Origin of the sequence: Bradyrhizobium sp. 139 (assembly GCF_023074175.1) — a bacterium.
Classification (GTDB): domain Bacteria; phylum Pseudomonadota; class Alphaproteobacteria; order Rhizobiales; family Xanthobacteraceae; genus Bradyrhizobium.
On record NZ_JADPKS010000038.1, the window covers coordinates 51,578 to 66,185 of the forward strand.

General features: G+C 58.1%; 15 protein-coding genes and 2 pseudogenes. 8 read left to right on the plus strand and 9 right to left on the minus strand.

The genetic code is table 11. From position 1 onward, the window contains the following. Window positions 1-14 precede the first annotated feature (14 nt). Window positions 15-1,088 carry a gluconate 2-dehydrogenase subunit 3 family protein gene (locus tag IVA80_RS10455; RefSeq protein WP_247428827.1) on the minus strand — a complete coding sequence of 358 codons (1,074 nt, stop codon included), beginning with the start codon at window positions 1,086-1,088 and terminating at the stop codon, window positions 15-17. Between the two features lie 393 nt (window positions 1,089-1,481). Between IVA80_RS10455 and IVA80_RS10460 the strand changes: the two genes are divergently transcribed. Together IVA80_RS10460 and IVA80_RS10465 are read left to right on the plus strand one after the other, a co-directional pair. Beyond that, the gene (locus IVA80_RS10460) at window positions 1,482-2,561 is read left to right on the plus strand and encodes a hypothetical protein (protein ID WP_247428829.1); all 1,080 of its coding nucleotides are present in this window, start codon (window positions 1,482-1,484) and stop codon (window positions 2,559-2,561) included. 2 nt (window positions 2,562-2,563) lie between these two features. After that, window positions 2,564-2,974 (plus strand): hypothetical protein, encoded by a 411-nt coding sequence (locus IVA80_RS10465; protein WP_247428831.1) that lies wholly within the window; start codon window positions 2,564-2,566, stop codon window positions 2,972-2,974. Between the two features lie 439 nt (window positions 2,975-3,413). Here IVA80_RS10465 and IVA80_RS10470 read toward each other — a convergent pair. After that, window positions 3,414-3,667 (minus strand): annotated as a pseudogene (locus IVA80_RS10470) (GDCCVxC domain-containing (seleno)protein). Between the two features lie 391 nt (window positions 3,668-4,058). Here IVA80_RS10470 and IVA80_RS10475 point away from each other — a divergent pair. Beyond that, window positions 4,059-4,688, plus strand: a pseudogene (locus IVA80_RS10475) (YihY/virulence factor BrkB family protein); the annotation flags it as partial. Between the two features lie 381 nt (window positions 4,689-5,069). Here IVA80_RS10475 and IVA80_RS10480 read toward each other — a convergent pair. The 6 genes from IVA80_RS10480 to IVA80_RS10505 form a co-directional block, all read right to left on the minus strand. Then, a complete protein-coding gene (locus IVA80_RS10480) occupies window positions 5,070-5,258 on the minus strand; it encodes a hypothetical protein (protein ID WP_247428833.1) in 189 nt (62 codons plus the stop codon). A gap of 519 nt (window positions 5,259-5,777) precedes the next feature. Continuing rightward, a complete protein-coding gene (locus tag IVA80_RS10485; RefSeq protein WP_247428835.1) occupies window positions 5,778-6,293 on the minus strand; it encodes a hypothetical protein in 516 nt (171 codons plus the stop codon). Window positions 6,294-6,587: 294 nt separating this feature from the next. Further along, on the minus strand, window positions 6,588-7,058 hold the full coding sequence (locus IVA80_RS10490; RefSeq protein ID WP_247428837.1) for a hypothetical protein: 471 nt from the start codon (window positions 7,056-7,058) through the stop codon (window positions 6,588-6,590). A 260-nt stretch (window positions 7,059-7,318) separates the two neighbouring features. Beyond that, on the minus strand, window positions 7,319-7,468 hold the full coding sequence (locus IVA80_RS10495) for a hypothetical protein (protein ID WP_247428839.1): 150 nt from the start codon (window positions 7,466-7,468) through the stop codon (window positions 7,319-7,321). 400 nt (window positions 7,469-7,868) lie between these two features. Then, window positions 7,869-8,102, minus strand: coding sequence for a hypothetical protein (locus IVA80_RS10500; RefSeq protein ID WP_247428841.1), 234 nt, complete (start codon window positions 8,100-8,102; stop codon window positions 7,869-7,871). A 158-nt stretch (window positions 8,103-8,260) separates the two neighbouring features. After that, complete coding sequence (locus IVA80_RS10505; RefSeq protein ID WP_346347984.1) at window positions 8,261-8,596, minus strand: nuclear transport factor 2 family protein; 336 nt, start codon at window positions 8,594-8,596, stop codon at window positions 8,261-8,263. 370 nt (window positions 8,597-8,966) lie between these two features. Between IVA80_RS10505 and IVA80_RS10510 the strand changes: the two genes are divergently transcribed. Then, entirely contained in the window at window positions 8,967-10,856 is a 1,890-nt protein-coding gene (locus IVA80_RS10510) for an MASE1 domain-containing protein (protein WP_247428843.1), read from the plus strand. A 9-nt stretch (window positions 10,857-10,865) separates the two neighbouring features. On the opposite strand, the gene IVA80_RS10515 is transcribed toward IVA80_RS10510, so the two are convergent. Continuing rightward, entirely contained in the window at window positions 10,866-11,321 is a 456-nt protein-coding gene (locus IVA80_RS10515) for a response regulator (protein ID WP_247428846.1), read from the minus strand. A gap of 457 nt (window positions 11,322-11,778) precedes the next feature. Here IVA80_RS10515 and IVA80_RS10520 point away from each other — a divergent pair, with 457 nt between their 5' ends. The 4 genes from IVA80_RS10520 (at window position 11,779) to IVA80_RS10535 (ending at window position 14,576) form a co-directional block, all read left to right on the plus strand. Continuing rightward, complete coding sequence (locus IVA80_RS10520; protein WP_247428848.1) at window positions 11,779-11,997, plus strand: hypothetical protein; 219 nt, start codon at window positions 11,779-11,781, stop codon at window positions 11,995-11,997. A 1,126-nt stretch (window positions 11,998-13,123) separates the two neighbouring features. Then, entirely contained in the window at window positions 13,124-13,612 is a 489-nt protein-coding gene (locus IVA80_RS10525; RefSeq protein ID WP_247428850.1) for a hypothetical protein, read from the plus strand. A 28-nt stretch (window positions 13,613-13,640) separates the two neighbouring features. Beyond that, window positions 13,641-14,033 carry a hypothetical protein gene (locus IVA80_RS10530; protein WP_247428852.1) on the plus strand — a complete coding sequence of 131 codons (393 nt, stop codon included), beginning with the start codon at window positions 13,641-13,643 and terminating at the stop codon, window positions 14,031-14,033. Window positions 14,034-14,141: 108 nt separating this feature from the next. After that, a complete protein-coding gene (locus tag IVA80_RS10535) occupies window positions 14,142-14,576 on the plus strand; it encodes a hypothetical protein (RefSeq protein ID WP_247428855.1) in 435 nt (144 codons plus the stop codon). Window positions 14,577-14,608 lie beyond the last annotated feature (32 nt).

Here is a 14,608-nt window from a genome sequence, read left to right on the forward strand (position 1 = left end):
TCAGCACGAGCGCGTCATCGATAATAGGCGCTGGTACCAATGGGCCTTTCAATGGCCGGCCGCCAGTCGAACAGCGTGCCTGCCGCGGGATCGGAATAGCGCTCTGACAAATAGGCCCAGCCGGCGGCGCCGACATTGCCGGCGTATTTTGGGTGGGCGAACGCCGCCGTCACTGCATGCCGGCGTAGTATGTAGAGGAAGAAAGAAGGATTCCCATATTCGTCGTAGTTCCAGCCCGGGATCGGGTTGTCGCCGCTGCCATGGCTTTTCGCCATTTTCTCGTATAACTCGACGAAGTCCTGCGCCGGCATGTCGGCGGGCTCGAGTACCGGGTTTTGCCGACGCAGCGCTCGGTCGATCTGCCGCAGGCACAGTTGGTAATCAGCCAGCCGGTGCGCTTCCTCCCGCGCCAAGAACTTGTCGATGGCGTTGACCTCACCGACGGAGTCGTCCAGCCTGAAGGCCTTCGGCATGTCGGTCTTGCGTTGCTCGCGGTTAAGGCCGAAATAGTAGCGCTTCAGGAAATTCTCCGCCTCCTTGCCGCGAAACGGCAGGATTTGCTCAACCAGTCGATAGAGCAGACGTATTTCCCAGGGCTCGAGCACAAGCGGCTGCAGATAACCGTCGGTGAAGAAGCGCGACCACGGCCTTCCATTCCCGAGAATGACACGCTGCGGGTTGATGGGGTCCAGAACGTAGCGACCGTCTACCACGTATTTGTAGGTGTGCACCTGCGCCTTCGGTATGCCAACGGAGAGAGCGCGGTAGCCGGTATCTTGGTCCTCAAACCGGACGGGTGCGAGAGAGATAGAACGATAGAGCTCGCTGAACGTCCCTAGGACCTGTACTTGGCGTGGGTCGCCGGGAGATGTCTTGTACACAAACGTTACGAGATTCAAATCCGGATCTGCATCGGCGTCGCGCATGAAACCGATGATTGGAAACCGCCAAGCCTCAGCAATTCTTGCGCGGAAGCTCTCGTTTCTCGCGTCGTCTCCAGGTGCCGGCGGCAAACCCGCGCGCGAAAGATACTTCGTGCAATGATTGAGCACGTAGTCATCGCCTGGCTCAAAAATACGAACGGCCATGGCAAAAGCTCGCGCTAGGTTGTTTCGCGAATAGAGCCGAGCCCACAACTGAGAGGAGCTTGTCAGAGCAGACCAAAGTTGTCCACGAAAAAAATACTCGCAGTTCCGCCTCACGCCATTGTATACTAATCACGATCCGCTCGGCGCGCAGAGAGACTAGTGCCTCTGTCGCTTCAAATATTCGGTCGCTGCGGGAATTTTGAAATAGGCGGTTGGCTAGATCTGTAACAGGGCGCGCAACTTGATTGCCCAGCTCAGCAATCGGGTTGCTACCGGAATGCCGCAAGCTTCGTTCCTTCAGAGGCAGGCAGAGGTTGTTTACAGGTAAGTCGACGTGAAGCACGTTGAGGAAGCGGACGCGCGTGCAAGCTTTTGCTTTGGCGACAGCTCGCGATGTTGAGGATCGTTTGGGGTATAATCTCATTTCTACTTGAGCCAGCCTTCGTTGAGGTAAAGGCGGCGCTCGTTGCTTATTTTCTTGCTCATCCAGATTATGGTTCCGCACTGACCGCGATAATTGGTGTTGTACTTTGCCTCGCCATCATGAATGGGCTCGCCTACTTCGAAGGGCTAAAATCGCTTTGGTCGGTCCACGTGATTGTAAGGACCTTGACCGAGAGTAGTCTCCAGATCGCCGATACGATACCTGCTGCGATGCTCGAGTCCCGATACGGCTTTGCACATACAGCGTTTCGGTTTGGACCCTTCGCTCAGGAAGCGGGCAATTTGACTGTTCTCTACGATAGGTCTGGAAAATTCATGGACTACCAGTGCGCCTTCAACATGCTGGGAAATTCTTACTTGTTTGTTCCCAGCAACATGAATTTGGAGGTCATGCCGCTCTACCAGAAATACCTAGCTCTGCACGAACTGGGACACGGCTCGTTGATGGGCGGCGTCATATGGATCCGCGCCAAGTCGATCATCGCAAGTGGAGCATTGGCATGCGCGATTGGATTGGTAACTGTCAACGTAAGTGTTCTCGGAATAAGTGCAGTAATGACCGGGATCCTGGCGGCGTTTCTTTCATCGAGGAAGGTAGTTGTTGAATCTGAGGCCGAGGTCTATGCGGACAGCTATGCGATTCGGCATATGGCTGCAGAGGACACCCCGGGTGCGATCGCTGTTGTGAAGAAACTTATAGAACGTTTAACTGACGTCAATCATCAGCTGATCCGGTATGACCAGCTGATTAACAAGTCACGCCTTCGCAATCTCAAACTATTTCAGAGGCAGTTTGAGGCCGGGAAGTCTCTCAACGTCGTAGTGCACCCTTCGATCCGTTGGTTGCATTACGTGGCCGCAATACTTTTCTTCTGCTGGATAGTTCGCGATGCGAGGCCGGAATCGTACGACTGGTTGCTATCTGTGTGCTTCGCTGCGTTGATCATCGTAAGTATCATTTTCCGTAATCACACGATACGGAAGATGTTCGTGCTAGATCGCTTCATCGGAAGAGCAATCGGGAGATAGCTATGGAACCGGACGTCGAACGATGTATCCAGATTATTCGGACGTTAGCTCCAGAGGAAGCAAATGCAATATCGCACCGGTCACTCGAAGCGTTAGCGCAGCAAATTTATCGTAAGGATCCCGATCTCGCTGAGCAGGTAAAGGCCAAGTCAGATAGATTCAATCCGCGCGCGCCGATTTATCTGTTCATCCAAGAGATCGTTACGTACTGCTGTGTAATCTATTCCACTATTGAAGTGATTGGGAAAATAGATCATGCCGCGACATTGCTTCTTGACCGAGAAGCACAAGTCAAAATTGTCGATTGTGCCATCGAGAAGCTGCGACTGATTGGCCTTGAGTATCCCGCGCAGAAAATTGAGGAATTACGAGACAGGGTCCTGGACTACTTGACGAAGCCACAGTCGAAATAGGTTGTCGGAGAGCCTAGAGCGCGGGTGGCCTCCGGAAGCGGGTGGCCTTCGGAATCAGTGTCGGCATGTCGCGTATCCGATCGGTTGCCGGGGCCGCAATTTGCTGCGCGGTCATCCAACTCGGCTTCGGCTTCACGCTGCTCGCGGTCGGCGGCCTGCCCGGCCTCAACCGGTCGATGGTGTTCCAGGCGCTTATCGACGGAGCTGCTGGATGGACAAGCTGTTGGCGCCGGTGTTCAGCGACGAGGCGGTCTATTTTTTAGACGGCAGTTGGCCAATCTAGCCGAGCTACCCCCATCTAGGGAGGATCAGGCGTAGAGAGTATCGTACGCAATGGCTTGTGCCCCTTTTCGCGCGCTGCACGGTTTGAAAGAACAATGTTGTCGGCTTGGATTGCCCTCTTCGAGCCACCTGAAAGGACTTTATTTCAAACTAGGTTTCAGCTTTGCACGGAATGCCAAGGCTTTTTCCGCCGAAAAGTAAGGACTATTTTGTACATCGACAACGCGCCCTTGCCGTTCTCTTGGATCGGCGGGCACGGCACGGTGCCGTAGGAGCAGAACACGCAGCAATCGCCCCGCCTTGGCTTGAGCCTGCCTCCGCAGCCTTTGCAGTCGTAAAAGAACTGGCAGGCATCGGCTCAGTGGCTTGGTGGCCGCAGCCGGGGCAAGTCAAGGTCGATTGGAGTTGCATCCGGTATCGATACCCGATCCCTCAAATTAGGCCAGCCCACATTTCTTCTGAACGCCGGCGGACCGCCAGCATAGCTGTCGGGTCGGACGAGCGGGAACGTTTCGCCACGGCGGCTGTTGCCCGACCGGGCAGGCTTGGGTCAGCAGCCGAGCCAATCCATGACGACCGCAGCCAAGATTGGACGACACGTTGCAGCCGCCGAGCGAGAGCGGTCGGCTCCGCCGGACGAGTGGACGGTCATCTCGGGGGTGGCTCTCCTGATGGCAGCGGCCCTGACCGCCGTACTGCTCCCGGAAGAACGTCGCCATGTCGACAGCCCCGGTGGAAGAAACCCCTTGCGAGACGGGTCCCGCGACACGGCTGCTCCTGAGGCGCTAGGCGAAATCGACCTGGCCGGCAGGCGAGCTCGCGCTCCGAGATCCCGGCGCGCGGGTGGAAGGACATTCTGCTGCGGGTCTACTCCAACATCTCCGAGCACCGGGTCCTGGCTCTCGCCGCCGGCATGACCTATTATAGCCTTCTGGCGATCTTTCCCGCGCTTGCGGCCCTGGTCGCGATCTACGGCCTGTTCTCCGATCCGACCGCCATCGCCAGGCATCTGGACCAGGTCTCCGGAGTCCTGCCCGGTGGCGCGGTGGACGTCGCCCGGGACCAGCTCACGCGGGTCGCCTCGAAGGGTGGCGGGACGCTCGGGGCGACCTTCGTCATCGGGCTCGGGATTTCGCTTTGGAGTGCCAACGCCGCGATGAAGTCGCTGTTCGACACCCTGAACATCGTCTACGGCGAGCAGGAGAAGCGAGGATTTCTGGCGCTGAACGCCATGTCGCTGTCCTTCACGCTCGCCGGGATTCTGTTCGTGCTCACGGCCCTGGGCGCGGTCGTAGTCATTCCAGTCGTGCTCAACTTCATCGGGCTGTCGAACTTCGCCGACCTCATGCTGCGCATCGCCCGCTGGCCGGCGATGTTCATCGCGGTCGCGCTGGCGCTGGCCCTGATCTATCGCCACGGGCCGAGCCGCGAGGCCTGCGTGAGCCGGCGGGGCTGCCTCCTCATCACCGGCGCGAAGCCATTTCGCACCCCGGCGAAATCTTCTTGAAACATAGCAGGTCGAAGCTGGCGGCATCGAATACGGGGATGCCACATGCTAGTCCTAATGAACCTGATTTGGCGCCGGCTTGCCTACACAATGCTGATCGGTATGCGCTCTAAGCTCGTCCGGCAGTAAGGGTGAAGGCGGCTTTCGTCAGGAGGCCACCACCATGCCCAAAGAGATCGCTATAGCGCTCTGGTCCTTGGCAGCTGCCTGCGTAGTCGCATTCAGTATGGCAGCTCTGGTTGCGCCTCACTAGAAGAGAGACCCGCGAGCGTGAACCTCGGCAGAAGTGGGCGCCGACCCGGGTGCCTACTGTCTCTGTGCAGCGCCCCACTCGCTCCGCAGCAAAAGGCCCATGTCTCCGGCCACACGTTTGACCGAAGCGATATACCTTCCAAGCTCGGCGGCGATTTCGATCGCGGTCGAGGCCGCGTTGATCATTTTGATCAGCGTCTGTACCTCGTCCTCAGTCCACTGCTTAGGTTTGTGATTTCGCACGCGCCACGCTCCGATTCGCGCGCGAGGATAGCAAAATTGATCCCGTTCTCGGAACTAAATGCCCATCAAATGGATTTCGGTTCTGCCGAAATTGTGTTTGCAAACGAGACAAAGCCAGGGCAGAATTTTTGTACCGGGCTGCATATTTCACTTAGATGTTTTCACCCGGATACATTTTCGACCATGCGCGGGCCGCAGCGATGTTCTCGCTGCGGCCCTTCGTCGTATGGCCCTGCAGCGTGAACCGCCGGGCCCATCTTTCGTCACCGCTTCAGCCGTCGGCGGTGCGTCATCAGCCGCTGCCGGTCGCGCTTCCTTTGCGTTCGACGCCGCCTTGCAGTGCCTAGCGCTTGCGCTTCCTCATCCTCGCGCCAGCGCTCCCGCCGTTCTCCGGGATGAACTCGACGCCGGCTTTAGGCGCGTCCGCAGCCACCCGGGGGAGCGCGGGGGTCGTTCCCGCTCGCTCCTTCTAGAAGACCCAGGGCCGAGACGAGGTCGCCCGGCATGCCCGATCAAAGCTTAGGTCCAGAGCCCCTGACGTTCGCTGATCCTCTCGATCAGCGGCACGTTTCCAGCCCGGAATGCCGGCGCGTCGAGCGAGATGAAGCGACGATCAACGGCGTCCTCTTTCCATGCGGCGTTGACAAACATCTTCGCTACCCGACCCGCGTCTTCCGGCGTAACCTCCTTTAGCCACAGGGCCGCAGCGAGCGAACTCACCGCCGGCCTGCGAATATGGGGCGGCAGGTTGCGTGAGATGACCTGATCGGCGAGCGTAAACAGCGGATCAGCCGGCGCCGCGATGATTCCGGTCAGCGTCGGCTCGCGCAGGCTCGTGGAGCGAATGATAGCTGGTCGCGACACTATGAGGCGTGGCTGCTGCGAGTTGCGGTCGATCCTCTCCGCTATGTCGTGGTGGAGACGACGGATGGCCCTGATCTGGCGAAAGTCACAAACGAACGTCGCGCTATGCCGATCTGCCAAAGCGCTGATCCGCGTGCCGGCAATCACAGCCGCGCGCACCTTCTCGACCAATTCCGGCTTAGGTGTGTGAGTCGGGTTGGTATGCCGGAAGCTGACGCACGCCAAGCACTGCCGATGCCACCGACCGTCCCCCTGCAAGTAGCTCTTGCCATGGATGGCATATGAATGTCCGTGCGAGCAGAACTCTCGACCGCCACGATGGCCCTTCTTCTTATCGGCCAGTTTGCGATTGCGCTCGACCAGCGCCAGAGCCCATGAGCCCCAATTTCGATACCCGACGCAGTGCTTTTCAAATTCGTTTGCAGATACGATGGCCTTTGTGCCTCTGACGTAACCCGTCAGCCATCATTTGCTCATCCCGTTTTCGAGGGCTGACATACACGCGGTGGCCTGCGCAGGCCTCATGTATTCTTCCTGATGTGGGATAGCGGCACGCGCGTTGATTGTGTCAAGGCATTCGCCTAGCGTCGCGCAGTCGGCTGGAGGGGGGCAATTTATACAGATTTCAGCGACGGCACAGTCGGGGATGCTAAAATTTCGCGCCTGCAATTCTGGGAATATCGGAATATCCTCTTCAGCGACGTTCGCCGGCCGCACGGGAAGATTAGGATCCGGGCGTCCCTTTCTCTTGTCCGCCAGCTTGCGGTTGCGCTCAGCAAAGACCAATGCCTTTGCGCCCCACTCCGGACAGAGCTCGCAGTGCTTATCGAATGCCTTCTTGGAGCAGATTGTGTTTCCGCCACGACCGACGATTGTACGTAACGTCTCGCCAGCCTCCAAGCGCGTCATGAAGCTCGCGGCCTCGGTGGCATTCATCGTAAACACTGCGCCTGCGATCAGTTCGGAAAGGCACGACTTGCAGACCCGTGGGGCCGTCTTGCCGGTTCGGAAGCTCGACAACGGCAAGCTCTGCTCACATCGACGACCGTCTCCATTCGTTGGATAGTGGGCGCGGAATGCGCAACGCGGACCCGAATCCTGAATCGCGATAACGTGGAATCAGTCGCGGCCATCAGATTAGCGCATTCAGCGAGGATGGATTTTGAGTCGCAGCCGGCTTAAGAATGCGGCGCGGCTCATGCCATACCGCCTCGTTGCCAGTCCTGCGTACCGACCTGTTCAAGCAGCCCGTCATAATCGCCTACCGGATTCGGCGCCGTCGTGCTCCAGGTCGCGCCGGCCACCAACTGCCCATCGCTCTTGGAGATGCGGATCGAATGGAACATCGCGTTCGCGATTAGAGATAAGGGAACGAAAGCCCCTGCCAGGCTTTAAGCAACATGAGGCCGTCGCTCGCCGGTACTAACACGGCGCATGTCGCGGATAGCCAAAGGTCGTTGCCTACGACCCGCTGCTCTGAATACAAGCGCTCGCGCAGATAGCCAAAAGCGGCGGTCTCCAGTTTCCCCCATATCGACATTGACTAGCCGGGCCATCGTTCGAGAGATCGGCGAGAGGCTACGCGCGTCGCTGAAACCAGAGCCGAAACTGCCGGCGCGCCTCAAAACGCAAATCGACCGGCTTCGCGAATTGGAGCGCCCACCGTCAATCGTTCCCGATTCGGAGCATTGGAAAACAGCGGGTACACGACCAAGATTCGAGACATGCCGTCCGATCGGACGATGTCTATTGCGCGGCGCGTCCCTTGCCTGACTGTTCCTCTACGGCTGTCGCGGTTTCTTCCAAGCCCTTTTCGTAATTGCCCGCGAACCTCTCAATGCTATCGGCCCACATTCTCAGCATTGAGACCTGGAAGCGCATAATCGGCTTCAGGGCATTCATGCCGATTGCTGTCGCTGCGGTGATGCGCCCTTGTGGGTCGCGCGCGATACGGTTTGCGCTAGCGATCGTGTCTGCCATGCGGTTCGCTCCTTCGCTCTGGTGTTATATGACCTAAAGCTAAGTGTCGGGTCGTGCACAGCGTGATTCTAAACACTCGGCCAAAATTTGATCCGCAGCGAGTCTCGCACATCGGTCGTCATGCAATTCGTCCAATTTTTTCAAGTAAGCGACTGCCGCTACTTGCAAGAGATCGAAATCATCCTCGCCGGTATCACAAAGGTTGGCGACGTAGCGATAAAGGGCGGAACGCCTGTTATCGTTCTCGCTGATGCCGCTGTGGAGGAGCAAGTAGTTCCGCCAAGCTGGAGATTGTCCAGCTCCGACGCTGGATATTGCCGAAGGCGGTCCACCCAATAGGCGCGGAAACCCTCTCTGCCGGTGATGGTTTTCATGCCGCCACAGCCGCAATGGACTATCGCATCCTCAGCATACATTCCAAGGATAGTTTCAATCTCGCCAGCGCGGTAGGCGTCGAGCCAATCAACCGCAGCGGCCATCGGGTCGAAGGACATATTCCTCACCTACATGCCGGTATCGAGCGCAGGTTTAGAATTGGCCTAATGAACGGAAGATGAAGTCGGAGACGTTCCATGTCCGTAGTTCTTCGGGCATGAACGAGTTCAGCCGAGCAATTTGGTGGCCCCTAAGTGGTTGACCGCATCTTTCATCCCGAACCCAGCAGCTTCTGCTCGTGGCCCATCGCGTCGGTGGCGGGGCGCAGCGACATGTCCGGAGTCGGGCGCAAACCGGAAGTCACCGGCTGAGGGGCAAACCGACGCTCGTGACCCAAGGCGGACATTGCTTGTATCGCGTCCCGCGCTCTAGCTGACGATTGTCCCCCGTGCTTTGATGGGCAAGACTGGGATCCCGAGGGAGGCTGTCTTGACCGGCAAGCGCGTGGAGCTGACGGCGATCGGCGTCGCTCTGGCGGTAGGGATCGCATATTTCCTGGGGGCGCGACTTAGTCTTTATCTGCTGACAAAGCCCGACGGCGTAGCCGTGTTCTGGCCGGCCTCCGGCGTTGCCGCCGGCGCCCTGATAGCCCTTGGTCCTCGTTATAAATGGCCGGTGGCAATCGGAGCGGCCGCGGCAACGATTGTGGCCAACCTATTGGGCGACAGGACTTTCGCGGGCGCCGCAGCATTCGCCTTGTGCAATGCTGGTGAAGCGTTGCTTGCGGCTGGCTTTATCGAGCGTCAATTTGGTTCGAGGTTCGCCCTCGACCGGCTGCGCCGGGTCCTGGGATTGCTCGCAGCTGCGGTTTTTGCGAGTGCTATCTCCGGGATAGGTGGGACTCTGGGGTTCAAGTTGTTCCACTTCTCCGCTGCACCGAGTCTGACCATCTGGCAGCACTGGTTCGCATCCGACGCGCTCGGCATTATGACGGTCGCGCCGCTGCTGATCGGAGCTGCGGCCGCAAGCGGCCGTCCGTCGTCGCCGAAGGAGGCCGTCGAAGGCGCCGTAGCGCTCGCTGCGATCACGATGACGAGCACCATTGCTATCTTTCTACCGCGCGTGTCCTTTGTGACTGTGGTCCCCATCGCCCTGTTGTATCCACTGCTGCTCTGGCTGGCGGCCCGCTGCCAGCCGGCGTTCGCCGCCGCAGGCGCGTTCATCATTGCGCTGACGATCGTGTGGACAACAACCTTTGGCATTGGATATTTCGGTGACCCCGATCTCCCGATCGACGACCGCATCCTGGGTGCTCAAGCTGGTATCCTGACGACCTCGCTCTGCACGCTGGTTCTTTCCGCGCTGTTCGCAGAGCGGCGTCAGCAAGAGGCGGCGCTCAGTGAGGTGGCGGCCCGGCTGGAAGACGCCTTGGCGGCGGGAGCAGTGATGGCGTTCGAATGGGATGCCCGCACGGATTTATCGCGTCACAGCGAGAACGCCGCGAAGCTTCTTGGGTACGACCCGCAAGAACCCCTAACGACAGCTCGCTTTCTTGAGCTGATCCATCCGGATGACCGCGCACGCTTCAAAGCGCAGGTGAAAAGTGTCCGGCCCGACAAGCCTTCGTATGCGGTCGATTTTCGCGTGATGCGGCCGGACGGCCAGGAAATGTGGCTCGAGGAAACAGCAACGGCCGAGTTCGACGCAGCCGGGAAGTGCATACGCATCAAGGGCCTGACCCTTGACACTACGGAACGCAAGCGAGCTGATGAGCACCAGCGCTTGCTGGTCGCCGAGCTTGACCACCGCGTCAAGAACGTGCTTGCCCGCGTTGCCGTGGTTGCCATGTATACGCGACAGGGCAGCAGCACGATGGACGAGTTTGTCCAAGCCCTCGATCAGCGCATCCAAAGCATGGCAGTTGCGCACGCATTATTGAGCCAGGTCAATTGGCAGGGCGTATGCGTCGCAGATATTGTGCGCCATCAATTGGCTCCCTATGCGACGAAGGCGAATACGACAGCCTGCGGGCCCGACGTCGCGCTCAGCGCCGCGGCCAGCGAAGCCCTGGCGATGGTGCTGCACGAGCTTGTAACGAACGCCTCCAAATACGGCGCACTGTCGGTCCCGGAGGGCCGGGTGTCCGTTAGCTGGGAATGCCGGAATAGCGGCGAAGCGGCGGCAGTGCTGATAATCGTGTGGCGCGAGGCGGGTGGACCGCCAACATCGGCTCCGTCTCAATACGGCTACGGAACCAGCCTCATTTGCGATCTCATCCCTCACGAGCTCGGTGGTACGGTCGACCTCGCGTTTTCATCGGATGGCGTGTCTTGCACAATCGAGATTCCCCTCAAGACGGATACAGCCGACGTGGCGTGAGATGGCTCCCTATCGATCCCTTTGCCGGGCAATGATCGGGCGCAAGACTCCCAGAAACGTTTCAACGCTGACGGGCTTCTGCAGAATGACCTCGGCTTGTCCGGAAGGTAGAGAAACGGCCGTGTAACCCGTGATGACGACGACCGGAATGCGCAGTTTGTGCAGCCGATCAATCAGGTCGTTGGCCCGCTCGCCGCCTCGCAGATTGATGTCGACGATGGCCACGTCGGGAGTGCGCTCGGCAACCAAGCGATCGCCATCCGGAATGGTGGCAGCCGGGCCGGCCACATCAGCTCCCAATGCGCGAAGTAGACGCTTGATGGCGATGCCGACGTGCCAGGAATCCTCGACCAAGAGGATACGCGCGCCTTTCAGATCCGACGATTCGGATGGATTTGGCTCGTGAGCGCTTGATCCCGTCAGGGATGCTGGCGGTTTAGCATTCGGTTGCGAAGGTGAATTCATTGGTGCCCCTGCAGCGTCCAATCAGTTAGACCCTATTGCACCGCGATTACTCCACTTGCTCCTGGGTGGCGTCCGATTTCAGGCCGAGACATTAGCCGGGGCCTGGGCGGCTGCCTATGCAGATTCGGACCTCGAAGCCGGTCGGTGGCGTTCTGGCGCCAATCGGACGCGCGACGTCTGTTCTTGGCCCGTTTGAGACGTGCCGGTCCGATCTGACCACGTCCGCTTATCCGGTTAGACCGGAAGTCATCGCCTCACGGGCAAACCGACGCGATTGACCCGAACCGGAAACCCGACCGGGCGGAATAATGCGTCCGTCCTGTCCAAAACACGAATAGGTGAGTTTTCCAGCTATTGACGTCTTGGTAGGCATTAATTATTATTAAATGAAAATTAACTGCCAATAAACCCGCAGAGAAAAAGATCTGAACCCATTTAAAAAATGTGGAGCAAATCAATGAAGATCACCTCGGGGATTTTGTCTGCATTAGCTCTGGCCTTCACCCTAATAATTTCTGCGCCGCCCGCCCTAGCCTGCAACGGCAATGGCAATTGCGAAAACGCGCCCGGCCAAGTGAAGGGAGCCCCCGGGCCAATTGCTGGCGCCGGCCTTCCGATTCTCGCCATTGGCTACGGTGTCTACTGGTTGGTTAAGCGCCGTCGTAAGGTTGACTGACATTGGTTAGCCCGCCTCCCCCGGGGGCAGCCTGTCATACCTGATATTTCGGTGGGTACTTCAATCGGTCGCAAGGGGCGCAGGCCAATCCCGATGAATGCGATGGCGAGCCTGTTATAATCAGCCGCGCAGGCGAGGCGTTGCAGTTAATCGCAATCTCCGCTGAATCGGGTCGGACGAAATCGCTGTGTCCGCTTTCGTTTACGCCAGAGTTCAAAGCGATTTCTTCTCAAGCAAGACTCGACCTTGGTCTGGCAAACATTCGGCGGCTAACAACGAGGCGAGGCGCTGGATTGTGATTGCATGTTCAAACGAGTGGATTGCGCGCAGTTCATTGCGAATTCGAGGCAATTGTCGCGTGGCGAATTCTTCGCGGGGCTATTCGCTCTCGGTTGTGTAAGCGGCCTCACATCACGCATCATCCAATCAGTCAACCGGCTTGGATGGGCGGAGGCGCTTTTCAACACCTTCGGGATTAGCATAATTGTGTGGATCTCATGTGCCGCCGGGGTATCTCTTGTTCTCCGAGACCGAACGTTTGGGGTGCGTCCGTCAGAGCTGGCCATGGGGGCAGGTTTTGTCTTTCTGGTCATTCTTCCGATCGGAGCCCTGAGCTGGCTCGCGGTAACCGCTCTTAGTCTCTACATTATTGTCTCCGCCAATGTCGGCTCATCTCGACGGGGCGCTTTCATATTACTGGCTACCACCGTGCCCATGCTTTGGAGCCGATTGCTTTTTCAGTTTTTTGCCAATCTGATATTGCAAATCGACGCATCACTCGTTGGTTGGATATTGGGCACTCACCGGACCGGGGACATCGTGGAATTTGCTGACGGATCCGGAGTTCTTGTAATCTGGCCAGCTTGTTCTTCGCTTGCGAACGTGTCTCTTGCAGTCCTGTGTTGGACTACCGTGAGCCAATTGGTGGGCACCAGGAATTCCGCTTACGATCTGTTGTGGTGCCTTTTGGCCTGCATTTCAGTAATAGCAGTGAACGTCGCGCGGATAAGTTTGATGGGTTTGAGCCAATGGCATTACACGACAGTCCATGGACCATGGGGAGATGCCGTCGGCAACACAATCATACTCGGCCTGATAGTCGGCTTCAGTGTTCTTGGGGTGAGGCGTGAACTATTCCGGCGCATTTAGGTGGTCTATCGCTGCCGTGCTTTTGCTGACAATTGGATGGAAGATCGCAAGCCAGCCCGAAACTCAGCACTATTTGAAGGCCGACCTTATCAAATTCTTTGAACGCAACCACTTCAATGTCGTCGTGACCGACGAGGTTGTGAATTACACGCCGATTATCCGGGCGACCAGAGCCTCGTGCCATCTGCAGATCGCAACACTTATTCCCGATGGCTCGAACACGGATCTCATTCGGCATCTCGCTGCAGGTACAGATCGTTCGTTCGTCGTCTTTCGCGGCACGGTGTACGCTCAACAGCCCGTATTCTGGACAGTACTCGATTATTTTTGGTCCAAATTTCTTCGCGAGCTTGGATTGATTGAGCACATTACGCCCGTCATTAGCGTAGCGGTGAACTCATCCTGCAATGGCGAAGGACTTCCGTGGGGTGAGCTAGAAAGGGGTTTCAGGAGAGACCCGCGCTGAACGCCATTGATTACAACGAGGTGAGCTGATGGCGGGTATTGGCCCCATCGCTTCAGTTGACGCATCGGACATGCGCGGGACTAAGGCCGAGGTTGCTTTGGCCAGCGTCACCTCGCGGGTTCCCGGCGACGCCAAGATTCTCAAGGGCTCTGAGGTCAATCCGTTCAAGTCGGGATCAGGGTCCTGGGAGCGCACCGAGAGGGTGCTGAAGAACGTCGGCAAGACGCGCGAGCAGATCGAGAAGCTCAGCGACGTGCTGGCCACTACGATTCGGAACCTGCTGAAGCTCGGGATCATCAAGATCGTTGCATTTAATCTAAAGGATGATTTCCATATTGGAGGAGGTGCTACATTCGGATCAGCGGGTAGCCTGCTCAGTCCCCTTCAACCTGGCCGACTAGTTGGTAAGGTTCGCGTTTGAACTCTCCCGCGCCGTCATTACTGTGATTGGATTGCCAATTGCCTTTCCCGCCGCGCGGATGGTGTCGATGAACAGCTTCGCGGCCGGGTTCAAACCAATCGGACCACCATGTCCTCTAGCTCCAACGCCAGTATCGCCAAGAAAGCGCGCACGAAGGCTGAGGCGGATTTTGCTACCTGGCTCATGATGGCCAAGCTCGGTGGTTTCGATGACCTGCCGTCCAGCGCCCAAAGCTTTCTGACTAACTATCGAACTCGGCTCGAGACAATGAGCGAGGCCGAGTCCACGGCCGTAGCCGTTCGCGAGGTCTACAGCGCTTATTACAGCGAGATGGGAGGCGTAGGCGCAGCGCCGGAACCAAAGGCTCGGACGCCAACGACAGAGGGCAAAGTCGTGCGGTCCCAGAGACCGCCTAGACCTCAACCCGGTCAATCGGCTGCGCGCCATTCGACGAGGCCAATGACCCGAAAATCCCTCCCGGCACTGCTGATTTTCGCGAGCATGGTGGCACTGGTTGTCGCATTCGGATTTCTAGCGCAGTAAGACCGCCCGCGGGTTGTGTGCGACGTCCGCTT

Excerpts from the sequence above, each read along its gene's own strand:
- IVA80_RS10455 (WP_247428827.1), bottom strand. The coding sequence starts at position 1,088 with ATGGCCGTTCGTATTTTTGAGCCAGGCGATGACTACGTGCTCAATCAT.
- IVA80_RS10460 (WP_247428829.1), top strand. The coding sequence starts at position 1,482 with ATGTTGAGGATCGTTTGGGGTATAATCTCATTTCTACTTGAGCCAGCC.
- IVA80_RS10465 (WP_247428831.1), top strand. The coding sequence starts at position 2,564 with ATGGAACCGGACGTCGAACGATGTATCCAGATTATTCGGACGTTAGCT.
- IVA80_RS10490 (WP_247428837.1), bottom strand. The coding sequence starts at position 7,058 with ATGAATGCCACCGAGGCCGCGAGCTTCATGACGCGCTTGGAGGCTGGC.
- IVA80_RS10495 (WP_247428839.1), bottom strand. The coding sequence starts at position 7,468 with ATGTTCCATTCGATCCGCATCTCCAAGAGCGATGGGCAGTTGGTGGCC.
- IVA80_RS10500 (WP_247428841.1), bottom strand. The coding sequence starts at position 8,102 with ATGGCAGACACGATCGCTAGCGCAAACCGTATCGCGCGCGACCCACAA.
- IVA80_RS10505 (WP_346347984.1), bottom strand. The coding sequence starts at position 8,596 with ATGTCCTTCGACCCGATGGCCGCTGCGGTTGATTGGCTCGACGCCTAC.
- IVA80_RS10515 (WP_247428846.1), bottom strand. The coding sequence starts at position 11,321 with ATGAATTCACCTTCGCAACCGAATGCTAAACCGCCAGCATCCCTGACG.
- IVA80_RS10520 (WP_247428848.1), top strand. The coding sequence starts at position 11,779 with ATGAAGATCACCTCGGGGATTTTGTCTGCATTAGCTCTGGCCTTCACC.
- IVA80_RS10530 (WP_247428852.1), top strand. The coding sequence starts at position 13,641 with ATGGCGGGTATTGGCCCCATCGCTTCAGTTGACGCATCGGACATGCGC.
- IVA80_RS10535 (WP_247428855.1), top strand. The coding sequence starts at position 14,142 with ATGTCCTCTAGCTCCAACGCCAGTATCGCCAAGAAAGCGCGCACGAAG.